This window comes from Mesorhizobium delmotii, from assembly GCF_900149755.1.
Taxonomy (GTDB): domain Bacteria; phylum Pseudomonadota; class Alphaproteobacteria; order Rhizobiales; family Rhizobiaceae; genus Mesorhizobium; species Mesorhizobium delmotii.
Map to the genome: position 1 here is coordinate 4208 of NZ_FUIG01000058.1, position 20673 is coordinate 24880.

The window sequence follows — 20673 nt, forward strand, 5'->3', positions numbered from 1 at the left end:
CCTTGATCAGCGACTTCGCCGACACCGAAGGGTCGAGCCAATCCGCCCACGCGCTGCGATCGAGGATAACAATCTGCCTGTCATGATAGGGCGCGATATCGGGCCCAGGCTCCATCGTCAGCATGGTGAAGGCTTCGCCGACCTCCGGCGTGTCACGCCAGATTCCAGCAATGCAGAAGATCGGCTCGTCCTTCTTTGTGAAGAGCCACTTGTCTTTTCGCTTCTTCTTGGGGTCGATCGGATCGGTGAACTCGTAGAAGCCGTCCGCCACGATGAGGCACCGGTTCGACGAGAACTCCCGGCCCTCTGAACGGAAATTATAGACGGGCCGCTTGTTCGGTCCGGGCCAGCTCCAGCGCCGTTGCACCATGTCGCCTTCGCCTCGGACGCCCTCGATAGTCCTGATGATCGGCGCCACGTCCGTGATCTTGATGTCCTCGCGCGCCTGGAGGTTCGGCGCTCCTTCTCCGAAGCGGATCTTGATCTTCAGGTCGGCAAAGTCCTCCACGATCGAAGCGACATCCACCGTCAATCGATAATCATTGCACATCGGTCCTCCGTCTGTCCTCCGTCCGATCGCATTGCACCGCGATCGAACCGAAACCTGCCGGTCCCCTATCGGCCCCAATGCGCTCATTTCGGAACATGCCCAGCCGACTAAGTGGCGATTGGAAATCAATACCCCTGCGCCGCAGTGTTCTGGTTTGTGCCTCAAAAATCGCATAAAAGGCAGTGTGGAACGGGCTGAGCAGTTCCTGAACCGCCCGGCGCCTATCCAGCGGCGATAATAATTCAGATGTTCGCAGATCGGTCGCTCCACTTCCCGATCGGCGAACGCCAGCAAGGAAATGCATCAGATCCCTGGTCTTCGGCGTTTACGGCTAGGTGCCGCAGACGCAGACGTTTGCAACTGCCAGGAAAGGCTTTCACCGGTAGCAGTCGGTCACGCACACGACCCAGATACAGCACGGAAACAGCAGCGAGCCCGCCGCGTGAAGAGCTTGGGACGCCGCTCGGTTCGAACCCACTGCTCCGGCATAGTCTGCCGGGTATGCGCACGATTGTCGCTAAGCGCCGAGCGGATTTTCGGCCAGGGGAACTCCGGGCATTCCTCGCGCCCTCGCCCTCGCGCAACACCGCATGCTTAACAAAAACGATAGCACGCACTCTCACAATTAATGGCCAGCGACGGCCGTTCGGCAGCGGGCTTCGTCGCTAGCGAGGACGAGGGTGTCGAGTCTACAACCAAATGTCGGGGGTCGGACATGGACGGCAGCTTACCATTCAGGTCATTGAAAGCTTTATTCCTTTGGCACGATTAGTGCAACGGATGATCCGCAAACGTTGCACGGAACCGATAGAATGTGAGGGGAGCGTCATCCAGATTTTTGCGTTGATCGTCCACTCAGTCTTCACCCAGTGGCAGCCGCGCAGGCGCTGGCGGACGCCAGCCAGCCCGATAGCCCATCGATCCAGTCGGCGGAGAACAGTAGACAGAATGGGAGAGACACCAGTATGAACTGCGAATGTGAAATGGTTGCTCGGGTAAGCGCCATCGCCTTGCTCTGGACGGCCACCGCTGCATCGGCGAACGAAGGCATGTGGATGCCGGCCCAGACTGCGGAAGTGGGCGCGGCCATGCGCGCGGATGGGCTCCAGATCGATCCCGCGCAGCTGAGCCGACTGGACGCTGCCCCGCTCAACGCGATCGTATCATTGGGCGGATGCTCCGCCTCCTTCGTCAGCCCGCAAGGACTGGTCGCGACCAATCATCACTGCGTGTTCCGATCCATGCAGTACAACAGCAAGGAGAGCCAAGACTATCTCACCAACGGCTTTCTGGCGAAGAGCCTGGGTGAGGAATTACCCGCGGTGCCCGGCAGCCGCATCTATGTGATCGAGGATATGCCGGATGTGACCGCCGACATGCTCAAGGGCGTATCGGACAAGCTGAACGGCTTTGCCCGCTATGAGCGGCTCGACACGAACCGCAAGGCGCTGATCGCCGCATGTGAAGAACAGCCCAATCGCCGCTGCGACGTAGGGTCCTATTATGGCGGCGCCTCCTACTATCTCCAGCAGAAGCTCGAAATTCAGGACGTGCGCCTCGTCTATGCGCCCGGGCTCGGCATAGGTAACTTCGGCGGCGAAACGGACAATTGGATGTGGCCGCGCCACACAGGCGACTTTGGCTTTTATCGCGCCTATGTCGCCCCTGATGGTTCCTCCCGGCCTTATGCGCGCGACAACGTGCCCTACCGGCCGAAGAACTGGCTGCGCATCGCCTCTAAAGGCGTGCAAGAAGGCGATTTCGTGATGGTCGCCGGCTTTCCCGGAGCAACCAATCGGTTCCTCACCGCGGATGAAGTCCGGTTCAACTTCGCGCACTACGAACCGCTGTTGCAGCATTTGCTGTCGGATTATGCGGCCCAGATCAAGCAAGCCACGGCAGGCAATCGCGAAGCGCAGATCCGCTACACCTCCATCCTGCGAGGCGTGGAAAACTACAAGAAGAAGCTGGCGGGCGATCTTGCCGGCGCCGACGCGATCGGCCTCGACGGGCGCAAGGCTAACGAGGAGAAAGCTTTTCGCGCCTGGGTCACTAAGTATCCCGTACGGCAGACGCGCTTCGACGCAGCAATCCGCGAACTGGACGCGATGGTGAGCGAGAATAGCCGGGCTTCGCTGGCGAGGCTGCGCCAGGCGCTGCTGGACCGCGCGCAAATCCTCTCATCGGCACGCACTCTCTATCGCTGGGCGAAGGAGCACGAGAAGCCCGATGAAGATCGCGAAAGCGGCTTTCAAGATCGTGACCGTAACGAGACCGTGGATCAACTGACGCAGATCGAACGCAGTTATCTGCCCGTCATCGATCGCAAGCTGTTCGAGGCTGCGCTCGATGAATATCGCCGGCTGGACGCAAAGGACCGCGATACTGCGTTCGAAACCACTTTGGACCAAATTGGCCTTGACCGACTTTATGCAGACACCAAACTCGCAGACACGGCAACGCGGCTCGGCTGGCTCGGCAAGCCCGCTGCTGCCTTCGAGGCGTCGGACGATCCTTTCATCAAGCTGGCGGTCGCGCTCTATCCCGGCGACATAGCTGCGAAGCACGCTGCGAAGGACCGCGCTGGACGCAGCCAGGCGGCTCGCGCCATCTATATGCACGGCCAGCGTGCCTACCGCCAGGCAATCGGCCGGCCGATGTATCCCGACGCGAATGGCTCGCTGCGCATCACCTGGGGCAAGGTGGCGGGGCGAACACGCGACGGGCAGATCTGGATGCCCTTTACCACGGCCGAGGGACTTCTGGCCAAAGAAACGGGCAAGGGTGAGTTCGACGCTCCAAATGCGGCTATCGCAGCGATCCGAGCCAAGGATTATGGCCCCTATGTCGCGCCGGCGCTGGGCACGTTACCGGTCAACTTCCTGTCCACCGCCGACATCACCAACGGCAACAGCGGCTCGGCGACGCTGAACGGACGCGGCGAGTTCGTGGGTCTCGCCTTCGACGGCACGCTCGAGGGCGTAATTTCTGACTGGGAGCGCAACGCGGACCGCAGCCGCAGCATCCATGTCGACGGTCGCTTCATGCTCTGGACCATGGACAAGATTGACGGCGCTAGCCGGTTGCTCAAGGAGATGGGAGTGCTACCGGCGTCGCGCTCCTGAGCGGGGTAGTCTGGCGGTAGGCGAACGAGTCGGCGTCAGCCAGCCAGAACGGCACATCGGGACATTGACGTGACCTTGCCACAGCGATCGTTGATCGTGCTCGAATCGGCCGGCGCTCCAACGCATGCGCAACATTCGAAGGTTCGCCAGCGCCTGAGCAGTTGCCAATTCCGTTTCCCCCTTGGCATACCCGTCCAATGACGTAACTCGGTGCAGTCGCACCGAGCAACGCTTGTTCGTCTACTCGAAAACGAGCAACCCGAGTTCTGAAGCCGCGTTGAACCGACTATTCCCTCGCAATGGAGACAAGACGATGCAGCTCTTCTGTGGAGAAAATGCCGAAATGAAAACCGCCGGACAGGAACAACGGCGGTCCACAGGAACGGGAGGCCACAGATGTGCAAGGTTTACGCGAGACAGGATCCCGAAGGATACCGCCAGACCAACCGTTCGGTCCGTGTTGCCGGCCATTCGACCAGCATCCGGCTCGAGGCCGCTTTTTGGACACTTCTCGACGAAATTGCCGAGAGCCAGGGTCTGTCAACGACGAAATTTATCTCCAAGCTCTGTGACGAGGCACTCGAGATCAACGGAGATATCCCGAACTTCGCGTCTATGCTCAGGACTACCTGCGCACTCTATCTGCGCGGTTACCGGCCCTCACACGAGCGTCTTAAATTCAAGCGAAGCTGCGTGAAGGCGAGAGGGCGCAGGTGGAGCATTTGCACCTGCGCGCGGACACGAATTTGCTCGGTCGCTAGACCTTGGATCAAGCGGAACGCTGGGCAGACTCTTTCCCTAGCTGGTGACTCCGCCGGTGAATGCTTGTTTGCGTCGAACCGTTTGTAATTCGCTCGACTGGCATTGATGCGCCCCTCGTGGAACGGGATAAATCTGCAGGGGGATAGGAATGGTGCCCAGAGGTGCCCGACCCGGTCGGTGCTTATTTCGAAGCCTCTGTAAACTCGCGCATATACACAAGCCCTAGGCGATACCTGTGTCGCCGATGCCACAATGGCAGGATGCTTACAAAAGAGGACATATCAGACCTAATAGCTGAGCGGCCGTTGTAGCAAACCTGAAAAAATATCAATCAATCAAAGTATTACCGCCTTGGCATGCTCCTTGCGAGGTTCATGCAGATCTTAGTAGTGTAAGCGTCCTTATCCGGGATGCAGCGCTCACCGGGGAGGTAGAAGCCTTGAAATCCAAAGATGTGCGTGCCCAAGCCTATTCGATGCCGCTTACAAGCCCCGCCTACCCTACGGGGCCATATCGCTTCGTGGACCGCGAGTACCTTATCATCACCTACCGGACGGACCCCGACCGGCTACGCGCCGTAGTCCCTCAGCCACTCGAATTCGATGATCCCTTGGTAAAGTTTGAGTTCATTCGCATGCCCGACTCTGCGGGTTTCGGGAGCTATATTGAGTCCGGCCAGGTCATTCCCGTTAGGTTTAACGACGTGATCGGCGGCTATTCGCATGCCATGTATTTGGACGACGGACCGCCAATTTTGGGTGGCCGTGAGTTGTGGGGATTCCCGAAGAAATATGCACATCCTGCGTTAGAGGTCTATGGAGACACACTGGTCGGCACCCTCGACTACGGCCCGGTCCGGATCGCAACAGGCACCATGGGCTTTAAACATTGGGCGCTCGACCACAGCGAGGTTCTGGCCTCACTGTGTCAGCCGACATTCCTCCTGAAGATTATTCCGCATGTCGATGGCAGCCTGCGCGTCTGCGAGTTGGTACGCCTTAAGATGGAGGACGTGACATTGAAGGGCGCATGGGGTGCTCCCGCAGGCTTGGACTTACGGTCGCATGCACTCGCGCCGATTGCAGAACTGCCGGTTCTGGAGGTCGTTTCAGCCGCCCATTTCATCGCGGATCTGACACTCGGCCTCGGGACAGTTGTTCACGACTATCTGGCCGAACCGCAGGCGGCGTGAACCCGAAGTCAAGGTGATCAGAAATGACCAGCATGTAGGTCGGGCAACAAAGAAAGTTGGCTCTCACGAAGCAGCATCAAGCCGTTGCGGAAAGTTTTCGGTGTGCCGTTCGCGGACGGTGTGGCCGTGCGACGACTGTTGCGATGACGATGAGCCCACCTCGTAAAGCTAGATCGGAGTCATCGGATCTCGTAACAGAATCCCGCGCTCACAGCCCCACTCTGCGAGGGGCGCTGTATATGTCGCGGCGTCTATAGCGCGGGGCGACGCGTCAGTAAAAATGGAGTTGGTGAAAGCTGTGGATTCAAGAGTTCCTGTTGCCGAGCAGCAGAAAACGAAACCGAGCTTCCCCGATTTGGCATCGGCGACCAGCCATGATCGTCCGTTCTCCTGACAAACATCAAGAAAACAGAATCGACTTTTCAGCGGCATCGACCCGATGCTGGCGATAATGGCCGTTTTCGCTCCATTTCGCTCTTGGTCGCAGGAAGGTTGCCCGAACAGCACGGACTCGTCCGCGTTGAGCCGATCGCCACGAATGTTCGAAGTTACTCATCGGCTTGCTGCGCTCGCGTCGCCGTGCCGGGCAACAGGATTAGGTCGAGGGTCTTTCCTGGCCCCGGGGTTCTCACACGGCAAGCCTTCCTCGCGAGCCGATGCTATCGTGCCAGTTTCGCAGACCGGGTGGCTATGTCGCGTAAGACAGAACGGAGAAGCATTCCAATTTCCTGTTCGGCGAGCCCCGGTCCAATTCCTGATTCGGACAGTTGGACGAGAATTGTCTTGACGGTGCTGCGCCAGAACGCGTTCGCGTCCTCCCCGTTCTTGGATTCCAGGACCCGCGCGATACCTTCAACCAATTTCCGCCGACGATGCAGCGGAAACGCGATTATATTTGATTCACCCATCGATCACCTCACGCCTTCAGCCTCGCAAATAAGCATTGGCGGGTTAAAAGATTTAGTTATCAGCGCAATTTTGCAAAGTGCCTATCAGTGGAACAAGGGCCCCACTACTGCCCAATCCGGGGTTGAGCTGTCAGTCTGAGGGCCAACCTGAGCGTTGCAAAAGGGAGGTGGTTCGCGAAGGTCAGTCGTTGAAACGGCATCCACCGACTAAGTGCAATGGGACACTAGAGCCAAGGCATTCCGCGCTTCCGGTCTCAAATCTCGTCAGCGCCATCGTTCATTGGAACACCGTCTATCTTGACCAAGCAGCGACGCGCCTGCGCACTGGTGTTCCGAAGGAAGCGACAAAACTGCCACAAGTACGTGGCCAGCCAGCCTTTCCGCCACATCCAATGTCTCTCTCTTGTCATCGGCACGTTCCCACCTCGCAGGATGCGTTCCACCTCGACAGCGATCAGCCGTGCGGCCTCATCGCGCCAATGTCGGCTTGGACGACTTCCCGCAGCCGGCAAATTTCTCGCTTCGTCATCGCGATAGCTCATCCACTGGTCAGAGTCAGACACAATGTTCGGTCGGCCGTTACTCCAGAAAGCGTTCCTCGTCGACTTTGACCTGATCCATCCTTTGCAAACGGAACACCTCCTCGACGGAAACGATGTCTCGGTTGACGTTGTGGATGCCGCGATCCTTGAGGATGCGCGCGAAGACATCCTTCATCGCCGTGACCGAAGCGCGGATCGCGTGGTTGCCATAGATCACGATCGCGATCCTGCCGAGCGCCTTGATACGTTCCTCGTTCATCTCCGGATACGCAGTCGGCACGATCACGATTGGCGCCTTGCCGCTCCAGGCACGCACGAAGCTTTCAACTTCGTCCGGCGCCTTCTGTTTCGAGTGGATGAGGATCATGTCGGCGCCGGCCGCTTCATAGGCTGCTGCGCGCTTGCCGATATCCGGCGCAAGCAAGCCCAACTGGCCGAGTTGCCTGAGATCGCTTCACCGTCACGGACCTGGACCGGCAGTGTCGCCGACATGATCGAGGTCGACGCCAGTCTGAGAACGCGGCTGTTCTCGAGTGTGGAAGAGCTCGAACGGGTGACGACGAAAATCGCCTCGGTCGACGTGGACGCGGTGATCCTTGCGATTTCCGAACGGGTTCGCGCCCTGGCCGACCGCAAGGTGCGCCACGTCTCGGCCGGCCTCGACCTGCCAAGTCGCAGGACGGAGCTGCAAATCCTGCACAATGCCGTGGCGACCTGCCTTGCCGCTCTTGGAAGGTCCTCCGAGCCACACCCTGCCAAACTGCTCTTGCCTGCGGCAACCATAGGCGCTGTGCGCACCATGGTCGAGCAGCGATCCGGGATCGTTACGCGTGCGCGTTGCGCGCGAGGAGGCCGCGGCTGCTGCTGATGCGCTTCAGGCGGCACGCGAGCGGGTCGGCGAAGAACGGGCCGTCCCCGAGCCTGCCAGGGCAAGGCTGGTTTCGGCTTTGTCTACGGCGAAGGCCAGCGGGTACATGAAGGAGACCAAGGCGGCACGCGAGGCCGCGGATGCGGGTACAATTCGATGGGAGGCCGCGATCACGCGCTTGCATCCCTGGTCGGGCGATGCTCAGGCATTGGCCAGGATCGCCATTCCGAATGCTGGACAGCTTGGCGCATGGAAGGCGCTGGCAGCAGAGCTCGGGAAGAGCAGGGGTGTCCTTTCCGAACGTCTTGCCGAGCACCAAGGCAATCACGACTTGCTTTCGGCGCGGCTGGAAGCCCTTCGTGCCTCGGTCGATGTCACCGACGATGATGCGGCGGACGTCATTCGGCGTGCCCGGGACGAGTCCTGGGCAAGGCATCGCGATGACCTGACTGGCGATACGGCGGATGATTTTGCGGCAGCACTGGCTCAAGACGACCGCGTCGCGGAAGGCCGTCTGGCCAACGCCCGGGAACTCGTTGAGATCCGTAGCACAAGCCGGAACATCGCAGAAACCGCGGCCACCATCGCGCATGCGCGCGACCAGCTTGCACGCAACGGCTCAGATCGGGAGGCTGTGCTCTTGGAAATTCGCGCAGCGGCAAGAGACCTGCTCGGACCGCGCCAGGAAACATCCCCCGAACAGCTGATCGAAATGATCGAGGATCGCATTGCTGCCCGGGTCGATGCGCTCGCGGCATGGGAGGAGATCGAGCTTTCCCGCAAGAAGACCGAGCGCGCGGTTGATGAGGAAGGCCGAATACGCCTGGAGCTGAGCGGCGCGCTGGCGAGCGTCGGCGTCGGTTCAGATCCTGGTGACAGCCTGGAAACGGTCATGGCGGTGGCAGAGCTGTTCCTTGAGAGGCAATTCAAAGTGGACGCTGAGCGCACCGAGGCGCTCAAGACCGTTGGCACAAGGCAAGAGGATCTGGCCGGCAGGCGCCGAGCCATCGAAGTCGCAGAGCGGCGTGAGGATGAATGGCTAGCCGGCGTTGCCGAAGCGCTCAAGGGCACCTGGCTCGAGAACGGCATCTCGGCGCCCGGCGTCGGCGGCGTCCTCGATCAATTGGCTGAACTGTCCAAATGTCTTCAAGACCGGGACGCCATGCAACTCCGTATCGACAAGATGGAAGCCGACAGGGACAATTTCCTGGTTGAGGTTACCGCCGTTGCAGCCGAAGCGGGCGAGGCGGCCGACGACAACGAACCGGAACAGCTGGCGATTCGGCTTGCCGAGCGCCTGGAACGCGCCGAGCGCACGCGCGAGGCCAAGGCAAGCCTCGTCAATGACCTGCAGCGCCTGCAGGATGGGCGTGAGATCCTCGATGCCGAGATTTCGGCACATGAGCGCCGCAAAAACGAGGTCCTGAGCGTCTTTGGCGTGGCCACGCTATCCGAAGTCGTGCAACGCGACGAACTGCTGCGCGACAGGGATCGCCTGCGCACAACCGTGGCCGAACTTGAGGAACAGGTTTCGTCCGAGCTCGCGGTGGAAGGGTTCGAGCAGGCGCGTTCGATATTAGATGCTGTCGATCTCGACAGTCTTGCAATCGAGAAGGCTGAGGCCGAACAAAGGCTTCACGCTTCTGACGAGGCGATACGCCAGCAGCTCATTCGACAGACGCGCGCGACCGACAAGCTGGACGCCATTGGCGGCGACAGTGCTGTTGCCCGAATAGATGCCGAACGGCGCACCGTCCTTCTGGAAATCGAGGAAAAGGCCGTCCGTTATATCGAGTTGAAATTGGGAATAATGTCGGCTGGAAATGCTCTGCGTCTCTACCGCGAGCGTCACCGCTCCGGGATGATGGAGCGCGCATCAGACGCATTCGCCCTCATGACGCGCGGCCAGTATTCTGGCCTGACAACTCAACCTGTGAAGGGTGGGGAAGTGCTCATCGCGTTGCAACGCGATGGACAATCCAAGGTCGCCGACGCGCTATCAAAGGGCGCGCGCTTTCAGCTCTATCTGGCGCTCAGGCTTGCTGGGTACTACGAGTTTGCGCAGTTTCGGCCGTCCGTGCCCTTCATCGCAGACGACATCATGGAAACCTTCGACCATGTCCGTTCCGAGGAGGTCTTCAGGTTGTTTGGCGAAATGGCAAGTGCCGGTCAGGTGATCTATCTTACGCATCACCAGCACCTATGTGAGATCGCCAAGGCCGTCGTGCCGAGCGTAGCGATTCACGAACTTAGATAGCAATGGGTGATTGTGTCGTAACCGCTCTACGTCCATGAGGGCGTTTTGCGCTACCAAACATTTGATTACGACGTCGAGCTCGGCAGCTACTTGTATTGTTGGTAGCAAGTTAGCCAGAGCCATGCTGGTCCGAAATATGTGGACATTTTTCGGACACTCGAAGGCTGAAAGTCGGCATTCGACCCAAACACGCCGCAGACCATTCGACCTTATGTCGATGAAGATGCGCCAGGGTCTGGAGTGGGCTGGGATCAACCAGCGTAGGTCAACGAACCGAGTATGGTTTGGTTGCGATGGAGAGGCGGACGCCAACCACATCTTCAATAATGCCCGCCTGCTTATCGCCTTCACCATCGAGGTAATGCGACGAAATTCGCCGCGCCTCAGGATCGCTCAATGCTTTCTTTACTGCGGCTGGTGCGTCATTCTGACTCGAGCAACGGAGGTCGGAGTTATGGCCCGCGAAGTCGAGTTCCAGGATGACGATGTGCTGGTCACGTCGCGCAACCCGCTGAAAGGCACCTTGCTGCTCATCACGGATGACGATGATGAGGTCGAACTGCAACTCGACAAGGAAACCGCCGAGGCATTGATGAGTGCGCTGGGAGCCTTTCTAATGGAAGGCGTGGTCGGTCCCCTATAGCCCCCTGCCAAACCCACCAGCGCGCGCTCCTGCCGACCGCAGTCGTACGCCGCCCTTGGCTCTGTCGCCCTGGCGGGCTTCCTTTGCCAGCGAACGCTTTCCACACTTCGGCTCGCGGCAACTCAGTTCGCCACGGGAACGTGGCGCAGATCGCTCAGCCCTCGAATTGACTTGCACCTGTCTTGGTCAACAGCAACCCATCGCACCAAACGTGGTCTACGCATCCCCACTCACAGGCGGCAGCTGCATCCGGAAAAAAACCACGTCCATTGAGATTTGCGCTCGTGTTGCAGAGCAGCGAAATGCCCGTGAGTTTCTCATATTCCATCAGAAGTTCTGCAATTGGGTGTTCAGAAGTTCTCGAAACAGTCTGAAGTCGCGCTGTCCCGTCGAGATGGACGACCGCGGGGATTTTGTCTTTCCACTCCGAACGGGTTCGGTGATCGAACAGCATGTAAGGATCCGGCGTGCCGGGGTCAAACATGTCAGGTGCACGATCCTCCAAGCATATTGGCGCTACCGGCCGGAAGTGCTCTCGAACTTTGATTTTGTTGAGATGGTCCTTCATTTCCGGCGAAGTTGCGGCCGCCAGGATGCTTCTGCCTCCCAGAGCACGTGGACCAAGCTCTGCGCGGCCTGCAAGGAACACCACAGGCTTGTTGTCGGCGAGCACGCTGGCAAGTTCTTTCAGGCTGCAAGCAGAAGATTGCCAACCAGGCGGAACCTTGCCATGGCTCACATTTGGCCCGCTGTAGACTGACCAGTCGAGATGTACGAAACCATTATCGGCGGCCAGCGCGCAGCAAGCGGCACCGATCGCCGATCCGCTGTCGTTTGGAAACGGCGGCACCCAGACTGCGTCGAACAAACCGCTCGCCCGAAGGGCGCTGTTCCATTTGATGTTCAGCCCGCATCCGCCGGCTATGCACAGGTTTCGGGTTTCGGGAACCGAGTACCCACGCAGCGTGCTTGTCATCCCCCGGACGAGAAGACGCTCTACGAAGGCATGGAAGGAAGCAAGAATGTCCTCGGGCGTTTCGGCGATTAACCGCGACGCGCTTGCATCGAAGAAGTCGTGCACAGCCGTGAGTAACGCGTCTTCACTGTGGCTGTTGTTCCTGTAGCCAAAGGCAAGGTCCGTATCCCCGGCGAAATGATAGTCGTAAAGCTCCTGAAACACATTCATGATGTGTTCATGGACCACACCGAGCGCGATATAGGCCATCAACTTGCCGGCGATACCGAGATTCCAGCCAGTCCGCAGTTCTTGCCTGTAAGGACCGAAATGTTGGCCCGCGGCGGCATAGGCATGGCCTATCATCGGAAACAGGCACCCAACAAATCGGACTCCACTTGGCTCGACGTAGTAAAGCCGCGGAAAGATGCAGCCGTCCCATACCAGACAAAATGCCGGTTCCTCTGCTTTGGCGAATGAGCTGGTGCAGTATGCGGAAGCTACGTGCCCAAGAACATGCGGGTAGCTTTCATAAGAAAATACCCCCCTGTCGAGCATGAGACCGGAACCTTGATAGGCTGTCAGGGGATTTTCGGCGTCCCGCTCCACATATGGCGCGCCGTTGAGAGTGATAGGGGAGCCCTTACTCAGAACCTGGAATTCCGACTGGATCTCACCGTCCCATCCGTCAATGACGAACCGGTCGATATCGCGCGGAGCAAGCCCGTTTTCCGCCAAAACGGCGACGACCGTCTCAAGCCGCTCGATATGTTGGTATCGTGGGTTGTTGTCGAGCTTCTCCTGCTCGATGCAAAAGACTAATCTGCCGTCTTCCACGACAGCGATTCCCCCGTCGTGCGTCAGCTTGATACCGCAAATGCGCATAGTAGATCCTTGTCGAGGTGACCGTGGTGCAACCGCAGAAACGGCTGGAAAACATAGCCGTGGGTTTTGATGTTGCGCTATGCAGGATCATGAGGAACCGGTAAATTAGATTGTTTGGATGTGAGGCATCCGCGCGGTGAATGATAAGGTCTGCCGCGTGATTTAGAACAAGATGGCTGACACCAGCGCTGTGCGGCACAGTAACAAGGGCTGGCCACCGCAAGCCGCTGGGCAACGATGTGCACGGTCACGCATCACCCGCGCCACAGGAGGTCCGCGCTCCCTAGGCACCGAGCGTGCGCGTACTGAGCACGAAGGTGTCGCGCTAGAGCCTTCCCTGATCAAGCTACTCTTTAGGTCTCTATCGACAAGATTTTCGATGGCGAGGGCAGCGCCCAATTCGCCTTTTTGAATCGCGCCGTCATGTTGGCGGCACAACCTCCGACATCGACGGATCCCGCCTGCAGATCGGCAGCGGATCAGAGCGGCTAAGCGCGTGTGAGGCTAGCGCGGGGTTGGTCAAACGGGCATTGTCTCGGCTCATAGATGCAGTGGTACCGGGTCGGCTCGGCAAAGAAGACGAGCGGGGTCCTATTGACGGATATCGCCTTGGGGGCGGAGAGATGACCGGCTTGCACAGATTTGAGAGGGCGGTCGTTGTTCAGGTTGGCCGCCACAGTTCTGAGCGTATCGTATTCGATGTCAACCAAGCGGCCGCTATCCTGATCCGTGACCTTCATCATCGGACCGAGAAACGGAGGGTAGCGATGGACGCTTGTCTGCAGGTATTGCGTGGTGAGGCCCATCCACCAGCTGCTCGAAGGGCTTTTGTGGCAGCCGCGCTTGAAGCAAAGATCCTTCGCAGCGATTGAATGCTGTAGCACATCAAGGTTTTGGTGCTTCGAGTGGAAGTCGTCTGGCCCGAATACTCTTCCGGAGAAATGTAGGCGTTGGCGGCCCGGAACGCAGCCTACCTCCCTCGCCGATAAGACGTTCTGCCAATCGAACAGGATGCGATTGGCGTCGAGACCTGTCGACCCATCGGCGATCAGCACGCCGCGCGCATTGTTTCCGATCAGATTATGGAGAACATCTCGGCTAATCCCATCGAAAGGGTCGGTGCGTACATTTTTCCCTCGGCGATATGAAGTCGCGCGGCTTACGATCCGACACCTGATCCTAGACGGTCCAGGACGCCGGCGAGTTGGCACTTCGCGGCAGCGGAAAGCGGCTTGATTGGCCGTGGGGGCTCGGCGGAACAGATTTCGAGGAGCTCGGCGATTGCGTAGACGACGCGAAGGCTCGAGAACGTCTTAAAAAGCTCCCACACCGGGGCCAGGGTGGCGTCGATCCGATGTGCTTCTGTGTAGTCGCCGTGCTGAGCGGCTCTGACCATTCTCAGGCAGGGGTCGGGCAAGATGCCACCGAGGACGCTGTACCATGTATCGGCGCCTGCGATCAGGGCCTCGGTGGCGTTCCAGTCGCCGCTGTAGCCGATCGAGAATCCTTTCGGCACAATTTTTTTCTGGTGCGCAAGTTGGCCTTTGATTGCATCGCCCCGGTCGGCTGAGTTTTTAATAGCGAGGATCCCAGGCAGCTGTCCCAGACGCTCGATGAGCGCTGGCGTGAAGCGAAAATGCGTGTTTCCAGGATTGTCGTAGATCACGATCGGTAGGCGCGCTTTCGCGCGCTACTGTCGAAAAATGCTCGAAAACTTCGTCGTCAGTGAGCGGGGTGTAGGAAACAGCCGCGAGCAACCCCGCAGCCGCGCCGAGGGCCTTCGCATCACTTGCATAGTGTACCGCTTCATCGGTGCGCAAAGCGCCCACGCCCACCACGAGCGGGACTCGTCCACGCGTCTCGTCCAGCGCCTCGCAAATCGCCCGGCGGCGTTCCGCGCGCGACAGATACATATACGTGCCGGTGCTACCGAGCAGGCCGATGGAATCCACCTTTGCTGCGCAAAGCCGCGCTATCAGCTTTCGAAGCGCCAGGACATCGACGACGCCGTCACTGTCGGTTGGCGTTATTGGGAAGGCCGAAAGGCCGCTCAGGAAAGCCATGCTGAAGCTCCCGTTATTACATTGGGTGAAGCGTTGGGCATCAGACCCCGTCCAGCGCCTGCTCTAGATCCGCGATCAAAACGGCGGCGTCTTCGAGCCCTACCGACAGGCGCATGAGGTCGTCGCCGACTCCGTCAGGCAAATGCGCATCCTTGCGGACTGACTTGCGCGAGCGGGTCAGGCTTGCCGGATAAGTACCAGCCCAGCTTCGGCTCCTTCGAGATTGGCGAGCCGTTTTTCCAGGACCTCGGTCGTCGGGTTGTATTCGCGTGCGTAGAGTCTTCCGCCAAGCGCTGCGGCGGCTTCGTTTGCTGCCACGCTTTCAAATCCATAGGTCGATGTAAGAAACACAGGCGTCTGAACGGAATTGGACAAGCCGGCCGGATCGTAGCCATGATGGATGGCCCGTGTGGCGAATGCGAGATCGACGTCGTTCCGGGACGGCGTTGTTGTTGCGTCGGCTTCAAGCTGATCTTCGGCGCTGGTCATCGGCTTTAGCCCTCTTGATTTCGAGGACAATGCCGTCACACTAACTCGGAGGGAACGTCCAGTTGGCGATGAAAGAAATGGTCCAGCCTTCTCCTGCCGCGTCGACAGCTCGCTCGCAAGGTCTGGGCGCGCGCCAGATCTGCGAAGCTCTTCGCGAGCAGATCCTGGGTGGCATCTATGAAACGGGCAGCCAGCTGCCATCGTCCCGCGGCCTTGCAAATGAACTCGGTGTGTCGCGAACCACGGTCACCGTGGCATATGACCAGCTGGTCGCCGAGGGTTTCATCGAGGTCTTTCAAGGCGCAAGACCTCGCGTTTCATCTTCGCTAGTCCGCAGTAAAGCGACCAGCGCGGTCCCGAAACGGACTGGCCCGATCCACCTTTCCTCTTACGGCGAGCGACTGCGCGCCAGTCCGCCACGGCGCGATTACCTCCCCAACCGCTTCAAGGTCGATTTCCGTTATGGCGACCTCGCGCCATCTGATTTCCCGGCGCTGACGTGGAAGCGCGCGATGAACGCGGCGATGTCACAAAGCCCCGGAAGGCTGGCCTACCACGATCCACGCGGCTCGCATCGCTTGCGCCAGGCGCTGCAGGGATATTTGTGGCGTGCCCGAACCCTTAGCTGCCAGGTCGAGCAGATCCTCGTCGTCAGCGGATCACAGCAGTGCCTCGACATGTGCGCGCGACTGCTGCTCGATCCTTCCGACAGCTTCGTGATCGAGGATCCCTGCTATAGAATGGCGCGCCAAGTCTTTGCCAGCACAGGAGCCACGCCCGTCGCTGTCGCCGTCGACAACGAGGGCATGAAGACCGAGCTGCTGCAGGAGATCCCAGCGCGGCTGGCCTATGTCACCCCGTCGCACCAATTCCCGCTCGGCGGCGTCTTGTCGATTTCGCGGCGGTATCAGCTCCTCGAATGGGCTCGGCGCAATGACGCCTATATTATCGAGGACGATTACGATGGCGAGTACCGGTACGACATTCGACCGGTGCCCCCGCTGCATAAGCTGGAAGACCGCAGTTCCGTAATCTATGTTGGCACGATCTCCAAGACACTGTCGCCGATGCTGCGCATCGGCTACCTGGTGGTTCCGGCCGAGTTGCAAGACGTCTTTGCGATGGCCAAGCAGCTTCTGGACAGGCATTCTCCGGTTGCGGAACAGGAGGCCCTGGCCTCACTCATCGAGAGCGGTGCATATGAAAGCCATGTGCGCCGCGTCCGCCGTCTTAACGGCGAGCGGCGAGAGGCACTGCTTGCCGTCCTTCGACGCGCGTTCGCAGACAGTATCGCCATCGAGGGGGCCGATGCAGGGCTGCATGTCGTCGTTTGGTTCAAGGATCTTTCTCGGTCGCTGGAGGACGTCCTGGTTGAAGAGGCGCGGCAGGTCGGGGTTGGCATCCACCCGATCTCATCGCTGTACATCCGAGATGAAGGCCGCGCTGACCGGATTGGACTGGTGATGGGCTATTCCGCCCTGACCATTCGGCAGATCGAGAATGGCGTTCGGCTCCTTACTGGCGCTGTCCAACGGGTAAAGAGTTTTGCCGAGGATCCGGCAAGATGCTCAATACCCGCCCTGACAGCGAGCGGACCTGGCTCGTGACCCCAGAGTCGCGCCGGCATTGATCGCAGACTGGATCAGCAAGACTTGCCAGGACTGGCTCTGTCGGCCAGTCCGGGTCCCGGGCAGGACTCTGACCCTGGGACCTGGGCAAGGGAATTCTTGAGGAGACTCTCAAATCCGGTGGAAGCAAGGCGCCGTCGCGGCCTGCTTAAAGGAGAAAGCGTTGTTGGATTTTCCGCTGATCGACGAAGAAATAGCAGAGATCGCACCTGACTTTCGCGCAATCAGCATTCTTGTTGATGCACAGGACAGCGCGCGAGGCGTCATGGCTCGGGACGTGTTGGGAGAGGCTTGCGATTTCGTCCGAGCGGGGGGACCCGCCTGGGGAGAAGCGCACTTGGCCAATTGGGCGGAGGCATACGTCCGGTTCGGCGCGAAACCAAACCGGACGCCGTGCTCGGCGCAGGCATTGAAAAAACGGGTGGAGAAGGATGGCCGCATCCCATCAATAATTCCTATCGTTGACCTCTACAATGCAGTGAGCCTGCGTTTCTCAATACCCGTTGGCGGCGAAAATTTCGATGCATATGTCGGCAAACCGCGGCTGACGATTGCCGTAGGAACGGAGTCCTTCCACACTGTTTTGAATGGGGACGCGGTCGTTGAAAGCCCTTCCAAGGGGGAGGTCATCTGGCGCGACGATCTGGGAGCTACATGTCGCCGCTGGAACTGGCGGCAGGGCACGCGCACCCGGTTGGAGACGGTGGGCGGCCGCATGTGGTTTATTTTGGAAAGCTTGGCAGCGATGCCGGAAGAAGCGCTCGAGGGCGCGGCTAAGATGCTCGTGAGCGGTCTGAGAGAGCTTGCACCAGGGTGTAAGGTCTACAAACAGGAAATCACCACCGCTAAAGCCTCGGTCGCCAGTTCCGACATGCGGGTCGGTTGAGGAACGTGCCCGTCCGGATGTATGATCGGTTCGCTCGCAACCAGTGCGTTCCTTTGCGGTCCGGGCCTCCTGGGGCTGCGAAGGTCGACAGGAGGTAAAGCCTCTCGCCATTTCGTACTCGGCAGGCCAGCGGAAGATGCGCCACTTCATAAACCGAATCGACCCAGCGTAGCCACGGTCCAAACATTGCGCACCCCTTCGGGTTGGTGCTTTGATCAACTTCAACTGCCGAGGCTGAACTGGCCTGCATGCGCGACCTGATAGGCAGGCCGGCAGCACGGAAAATATCGGCGATCTCGATCGAGATGCCGAACGCTCACCCGTCGGGCGAACTCTCCGCCTCCTTGAAAAGGCCAACTTCTCGAGCGGACCGCAAGCGGCATATCTGCGGGTCGCGAGCTTGCGTAGACCGCCGCGTGTCGAGCTTGCGTCCCCAGCAGGACCTGGGTGAGGCCGAGGTAGGCGCCGTCTTCAGGGGTGGCGAAGCTGTGACGCAGCGTGTGCCGGCCGGGCCCTTTGACGGTGTTGGCGCTTTTGCTGTCTCGGCGACGATCCGATGGATCTGCAGCGTCGGTCTCGCGTGCTGCCCCGGGAACAGCCAGCCGCCGCGTCCCGCGATGCCACTTCACCAACTGGACGGCTTCAATTGCAACAAACTGGCTGTTTCCAGAGGGCCAGATTGCCAGTATTTAACCTGCAACGCACACACGGAGTTCCCCCGATGTACACCCCTCCGGCCTTCCGAGATGATGATATGGATTTCCTGCGAGCGAGCATCCGCGCAGCGCCGCTGGCGAACTTCGTCACCGCCACGGCCGAAGGACTCTTCGCCTCACCACTGCCCCTCTTGCTAGATGAAAGCGAGGGCGAGCACGGCGTGATCTACGGCCACCTCGCGAAGGCCAATCCGCAGTGCCGTGTTCCGCCGCGATGCGATGGCTTGGCCATCTTCATGGGACCGGATGCTTACGTGACCCCGGCGTGGTATGCGGCCAAACAGGAAACCGGGAAGGTTGTGCCGACCTGGAACTACGTCGCCGTCCACGCCTATGGCCCGGTCGAGTTCTTCGAGGATACGGGTAGGCTGCTGGCCGCCGTGCATCGCCTGACCGACCACCACGAGGGTGGGCGCGTCTCGCCTTGGGCAGTGTCGGACGCGCCGCCGGATTTCGTGCAGGCGCAACTCCGCGGAATTGTGGGCCTGCGCATGCCGATCACGAGGATCGAGGGCAAGCGCAAGATGAGCCAGAATCGGAGCGCGGCCGACCGCGCCGGAGTGGCTGCGGGCCTTTCTTCTAGCGAGCGGGCATCTGACCGTGAGGTCGCCTCTCTCATCCCCATAGCAACATAAACTTCGTCGGTATCGACCACCATGCCAGATTTAACCCAACTCGCCCTAGACCTTGCCGCGGCCTTCGTGCTCGCCATAACGCCCGGTCCGCGGAGACTCTATGTTGTCGCCCGCAGTCTCGCCGGCGGTCGCCCCGATTGCGTTCAACAAGCTCGCCGACGTGTTGCGCTTGTTTCAAGGCCGCACGGCGGCGAGTCCTGGATGGATCCAGAGCCTGAGGGAAGGTCGGGGAGGCGCTATGATCGCGCTGGGCATCGGCCTCGCTACGAAGAAGCAGCCTGCCACATCAGTTTGCCTCCAGATCGGCGCGGCATCTTTCCGGGCTGGCGCTTACTGTGTGGAAGCAGCTGGATAGCCTTCAGCCATCTTCGGTCATTTCGCCTGGCAGATCAATGTTCTCAAGAGGCGCGGTAGTATCCGTTGCGTGAAAGTCGGCTCACAATGAGAGACAATCGTGTGAATAAAGAGCGGGTCAGTTCGATTGGCTCGCCTTCCTATGCCGATCAGTTCGGCGTCGTAAATCAACAAACGGCAGAAGCCAGTCACCCGATAATGGCGGCCGCCTTGATGAAGGAAACCCACTCCGTGCGCCAGGCGACACTTCGGTTTGCACTCGACCACATGGCGACGCCCGGGCTTGATGTCGGGACGTTCTTCGCGCTCGCACGCGATCTCGGTCTGACCGACGTGCAAATCCGGAACAATCCCTGCAGTAAGGCTGCTGTGCGCGGCAATCCGCCGGCGGATGTCCGGTCTGCCGCTGCCGAAGCAGGCATCACGATTATCTCAGTCAACGCCTTGCAGCGATTCAACGAATGGACTCCCGCCCGCAAGGCCGAGGCCAGCAAGCTCGCCGATTATGCGGCCGCCTGTGGCGCCCAGGCGCTTATGCTGGTGCCGGTGAACGACGGTTCGTGGTCCGCCAATGGCGAGCGCCCAGGCAATCTCCGCGTCGCCTTAAAGGCGCTCAAGCCGATACTTCAGTCGCGGGGTCTGATTGGGCTCATCGAACCGCTTGGCTTCCAGACCTCCTCGCTTCGATCGAAGAACGAAGCGGCTAACGCTATAGCCTCGGTTGATGGCCAGTCCGTCTTCCGGCTTGTGCACGATACATTCCACCACACGCTCGCCGGCGAGACGTCCTTCTTCTGCGATCTGACCGGTCTGGTGCACGTTTCAGGCATAAACGATCCAACCTTCTGGATTCATCCGGATCGCATCGTGGGAGGTTCCGACAATTGCAGCCAGATCCGGGCGCTACTTGATGGCGGCTATACCGGTCCCTTTTCTCTTGAGCTCGTCGAGGAAGTCCACGCGTTGAATGACTCTGCAGGCGCATTTGCCGCCAGCATCGATCTCATCCGACACGGGCTACTCACGCGAGTGCCGGTCTAATTCGCGTAGGCAATTGAGCGGAGAAGTCATTCGAGATCGCTCCTGTGTCCCGCTCATGCAGGTGCTTGCCGGATCACCATTGTCAGGACTGGCCATTGGACCGCCTTGGGCGGCCGCGGCAGTTCGATGGATCCGCAAGGCGAAGGTTGGATCTGATGCTGAGGCCGGCGGGCT

The 20673-nt window shown here is 59.7% G+C and carries 15 protein-coding genes and 3 pseudogenes; 11 read left to right on the top strand and 7 right to left on the bottom strand.

The window, feature by feature from the left end; genetic code table 11:
* Positions 1-550: SOS response-associated peptidase (locus BQ8482_RS31260; RefSeq protein ID WP_133254872.1), on the bottom strand; the 550-nt coding region annotated here is incomplete at its 3' end.
* 983 nt (positions 551-1533) lie between these two features.
* Here BQ8482_RS31260 and BQ8482_RS31265 point away from each other — a divergent pair.
* The 3 genes and pseudogenes from BQ8482_RS31265 to BQ8482_RS31275 all read left to right on the top strand — a co-directional run bounded on the left by BQ8482_RS31265 (position 1534) and on the right by BQ8482_RS31275 (position 5629).
* Positions 1534-3675, top strand: coding sequence for a S46 family peptidase (locus BQ8482_RS31265; protein WP_244603064.1), 2142 nt, complete (start codon positions 1534-1536; stop codon positions 3673-3675).
* 396 nt (positions 3676-4071) lie between these two features.
* Positions 4072-4335: pseudogene (locus tag BQ8482_RS39770) on the top strand (ribbon-helix-helix domain-containing protein); the annotation flags it as partial.
* 541 nt (positions 4336-4876) lie between these two features.
* Complete coding sequence (locus BQ8482_RS31275) at positions 4877-5629, top strand: acetoacetate decarboxylase (protein WP_077378813.1); 753 nt, start codon at positions 4877-4879, stop codon at positions 5627-5629.
* 659 nt (positions 5630-6288) lie between these two features.
* Here the strand turns inward: BQ8482_RS31275 and BQ8482_RS39775 are convergent.
* Positions 6289-6537, bottom strand: coding sequence for a DUF6074 family protein (locus BQ8482_RS39775; protein WP_008872004.1), 249 nt, complete (start codon positions 6535-6537; stop codon positions 6289-6291).
* Positions 6538-7116: 579 nt separating this feature from the next.
* Positions 7117-7446 (bottom strand): isocitrate lyase/phosphoenolpyruvate mutase family protein, encoded by a 330-nt coding sequence (locus tag BQ8482_RS31285; protein WP_083918308.1) that lies wholly within the window; start codon positions 7444-7446, stop codon positions 7117-7119.
* Between BQ8482_RS31285 and BQ8482_RS38795 the strand changes: the two genes are divergently transcribed.
* The 3 genes from BQ8482_RS38795 to BQ8482_RS39780 all read left to right on the top strand — a co-directional run bounded on the left by BQ8482_RS38795 (position 7432) and on the right by BQ8482_RS39780 (position 10847).
* The gene (locus tag BQ8482_RS38795; protein ID WP_208867901.1) at positions 7432-7947 is read left to right on the top strand and encodes a hypothetical protein; all 516 of its coding nucleotides are present in this window, start codon (positions 7432-7434) and stop codon (positions 7945-7947) included. The two genes, BQ8482_RS31285 and BQ8482_RS38795, sit on opposite strands and share 15 nt — an antisense overlap.
* Positions 7910-10204 (top strand): ATP-binding protein, encoded by a 2295-nt coding sequence (locus BQ8482_RS31290; protein ID WP_174654455.1) that lies wholly within the window; start codon positions 7910-7912, stop codon positions 10202-10204. The genes BQ8482_RS38795 and BQ8482_RS31290 overlap by 38 nt, the downstream gene beginning before the upstream one ends.
* A gap of 211 nt (positions 10205-10415) precedes the next feature.
* On the top strand, positions 10416-10847 hold the full coding sequence (locus BQ8482_RS39780; RefSeq protein ID WP_244603065.1) for a hypothetical protein: 432 nt from the start codon (positions 10416-10418) through the stop codon (positions 10845-10847).
* Positions 10848-11001: 154 nt separating this feature from the next.
* Here the strand turns inward: BQ8482_RS39780 and nodU are convergent, their stop codons facing one another.
* Positions 11002-12687: a nodulation protein NodU gene (gene nodU / locus BQ8482_RS31300; RefSeq protein ID WP_123151116.1), complete on the bottom strand. Its 1686-nt coding sequence runs from the start codon at positions 12685-12687 to the stop codon at positions 11002-11004.
* Between the two features lie 623 nt (positions 12688-13310).
* Between nodU and BQ8482_RS31305 the strand changes: the two genes are divergently transcribed.
* Positions 13311-13559, top strand: coding sequence for a DUF982 domain-containing protein (locus BQ8482_RS31305; RefSeq protein ID WP_077379103.1), 249 nt, complete (start codon positions 13311-13313; stop codon positions 13557-13559).
* Between the two features lie 287 nt (positions 13560-13846).
* On the opposite strand, the pseudogene BQ8482_RS31310 reads toward BQ8482_RS31305, so the two are convergent.
* From BQ8482_RS31310 to BQ8482_RS31320, 3 genes and pseudogenes are all read right to left on the bottom strand, one after another.
* A pseudogene (locus BQ8482_RS31310) lies at positions 13847-14750 on the bottom strand (dihydrodipicolinate synthase family protein).
* A 40-nt stretch (positions 14751-14790) separates the two neighbouring features.
* A complete protein-coding gene (locus tag BQ8482_RS40425) occupies positions 14791-15015 on the bottom strand; it encodes a PLP-dependent transferase (RefSeq protein WP_123151117.1) in 225 nt (74 codons plus the stop codon).
* Positions 14943-15239, bottom strand: a pseudogene (locus BQ8482_RS31320) (PLP-dependent transferase); the annotation flags it as partial. The gene BQ8482_RS40425 and the pseudogene BQ8482_RS31320, both read right to left, overlap by 73 nt.
* Positions 15240-15307: 68 nt before the next feature.
* On the opposite strand from BQ8482_RS31320, the gene pdxR reads away from it, so the two are divergent.
* From pdxR to BQ8482_RS31345, 4 genes are all read left to right on the top strand, one after another.
* The gene (gene pdxR / locus BQ8482_RS31325; RefSeq protein ID WP_077378828.1) at positions 15308-16846 is read left to right on the top strand and encodes a MocR-like pyridoxine biosynthesis transcription factor PdxR; all 1539 of its coding nucleotides are present in this window, start codon (positions 15308-15310) and stop codon (positions 16844-16846) included.
* A gap of 184 nt (positions 16847-17030) precedes the next feature.
* On the top strand, positions 17031-17753 hold the full coding sequence (locus BQ8482_RS31330; protein WP_008871990.1) for a B3/B4 domain-containing protein: 723 nt from the start codon (positions 17031-17033) through the stop codon (positions 17751-17753).
* A gap of 721 nt (positions 17754-18474) precedes the next feature.
* The gene (locus tag BQ8482_RS31335; protein WP_008871987.1) at positions 18475-19104 is read left to right on the top strand and encodes an FMN-binding negative transcriptional regulator; all 630 of its coding nucleotides are present in this window, start codon (positions 18475-18477) and stop codon (positions 19102-19104) included.
* Between the two features lie 552 nt (positions 19105-19656).
* Positions 19657-20499, top strand: coding sequence for a TIM barrel protein (locus BQ8482_RS31345; RefSeq protein ID WP_051068991.1), 843 nt, complete (start codon positions 19657-19659; stop codon positions 20497-20499).
* The last annotated feature ends 174 nt before the right edge of the window (positions 20500-20673 follow it).

Bases quoted from the DNA above. Each gene is read 5' to 3' on its own strand.
- BQ8482_RS31265 (WP_244603064.1), top strand. From the start codon at position 1,534: ATGGTTGCTCGGGTAAGCGCCATCGCCTTGCTCTGGACGGCCACCGCT.
- BQ8482_RS39780 (WP_244603065.1), top strand. From the start codon at position 10,416: ATGTCGATGAAGATGCGCCAGGGTCTGGAGTGGGCTGGGATCAACCAG.
- nodU (WP_123151116.1), bottom strand. From the start codon at position 12,687: ATGCGCATTTGCGGTATCAAGCTGACGCACGACGGGGGAATCGCTGTC.
- BQ8482_RS31305 (WP_077379103.1), top strand. From the start codon at position 13,311: ATGACCGGCTTGCACAGATTTGAGAGGGCGGTCGTTGTTCAGGTTGGC.
- pdxR (WP_077378828.1), top strand. From the start codon at position 15,308: ATGAAAGAAATGGTCCAGCCTTCTCCTGCCGCGTCGACAGCTCGCTCG.
- BQ8482_RS31285 (WP_083918308.1), bottom strand. From the start codon at position 7,446: ATGATCCTCATCCACTCGAAACAGAAGGCGCCGGACGAAGTTGAAAGC.
- BQ8482_RS31345 (WP_051068991.1), top strand. From the start codon at position 19,657: ATGGCGGCCGCCTTGATGAAGGAAACCCACTCCGTGCGCCAGGCGACA.
- BQ8482_RS39775 (WP_008872004.1), bottom strand. From the start codon at position 6,537: ATGGGTGAATCAAATATAATCGCGTTTCCGCTGCATCGTCGGCGGAAA.
- BQ8482_RS31335 (WP_008871987.1), top strand. From the start codon at position 18,475: ATGTACACCCCTCCGGCCTTCCGAGATGATGATATGGATTTCCTGCGA.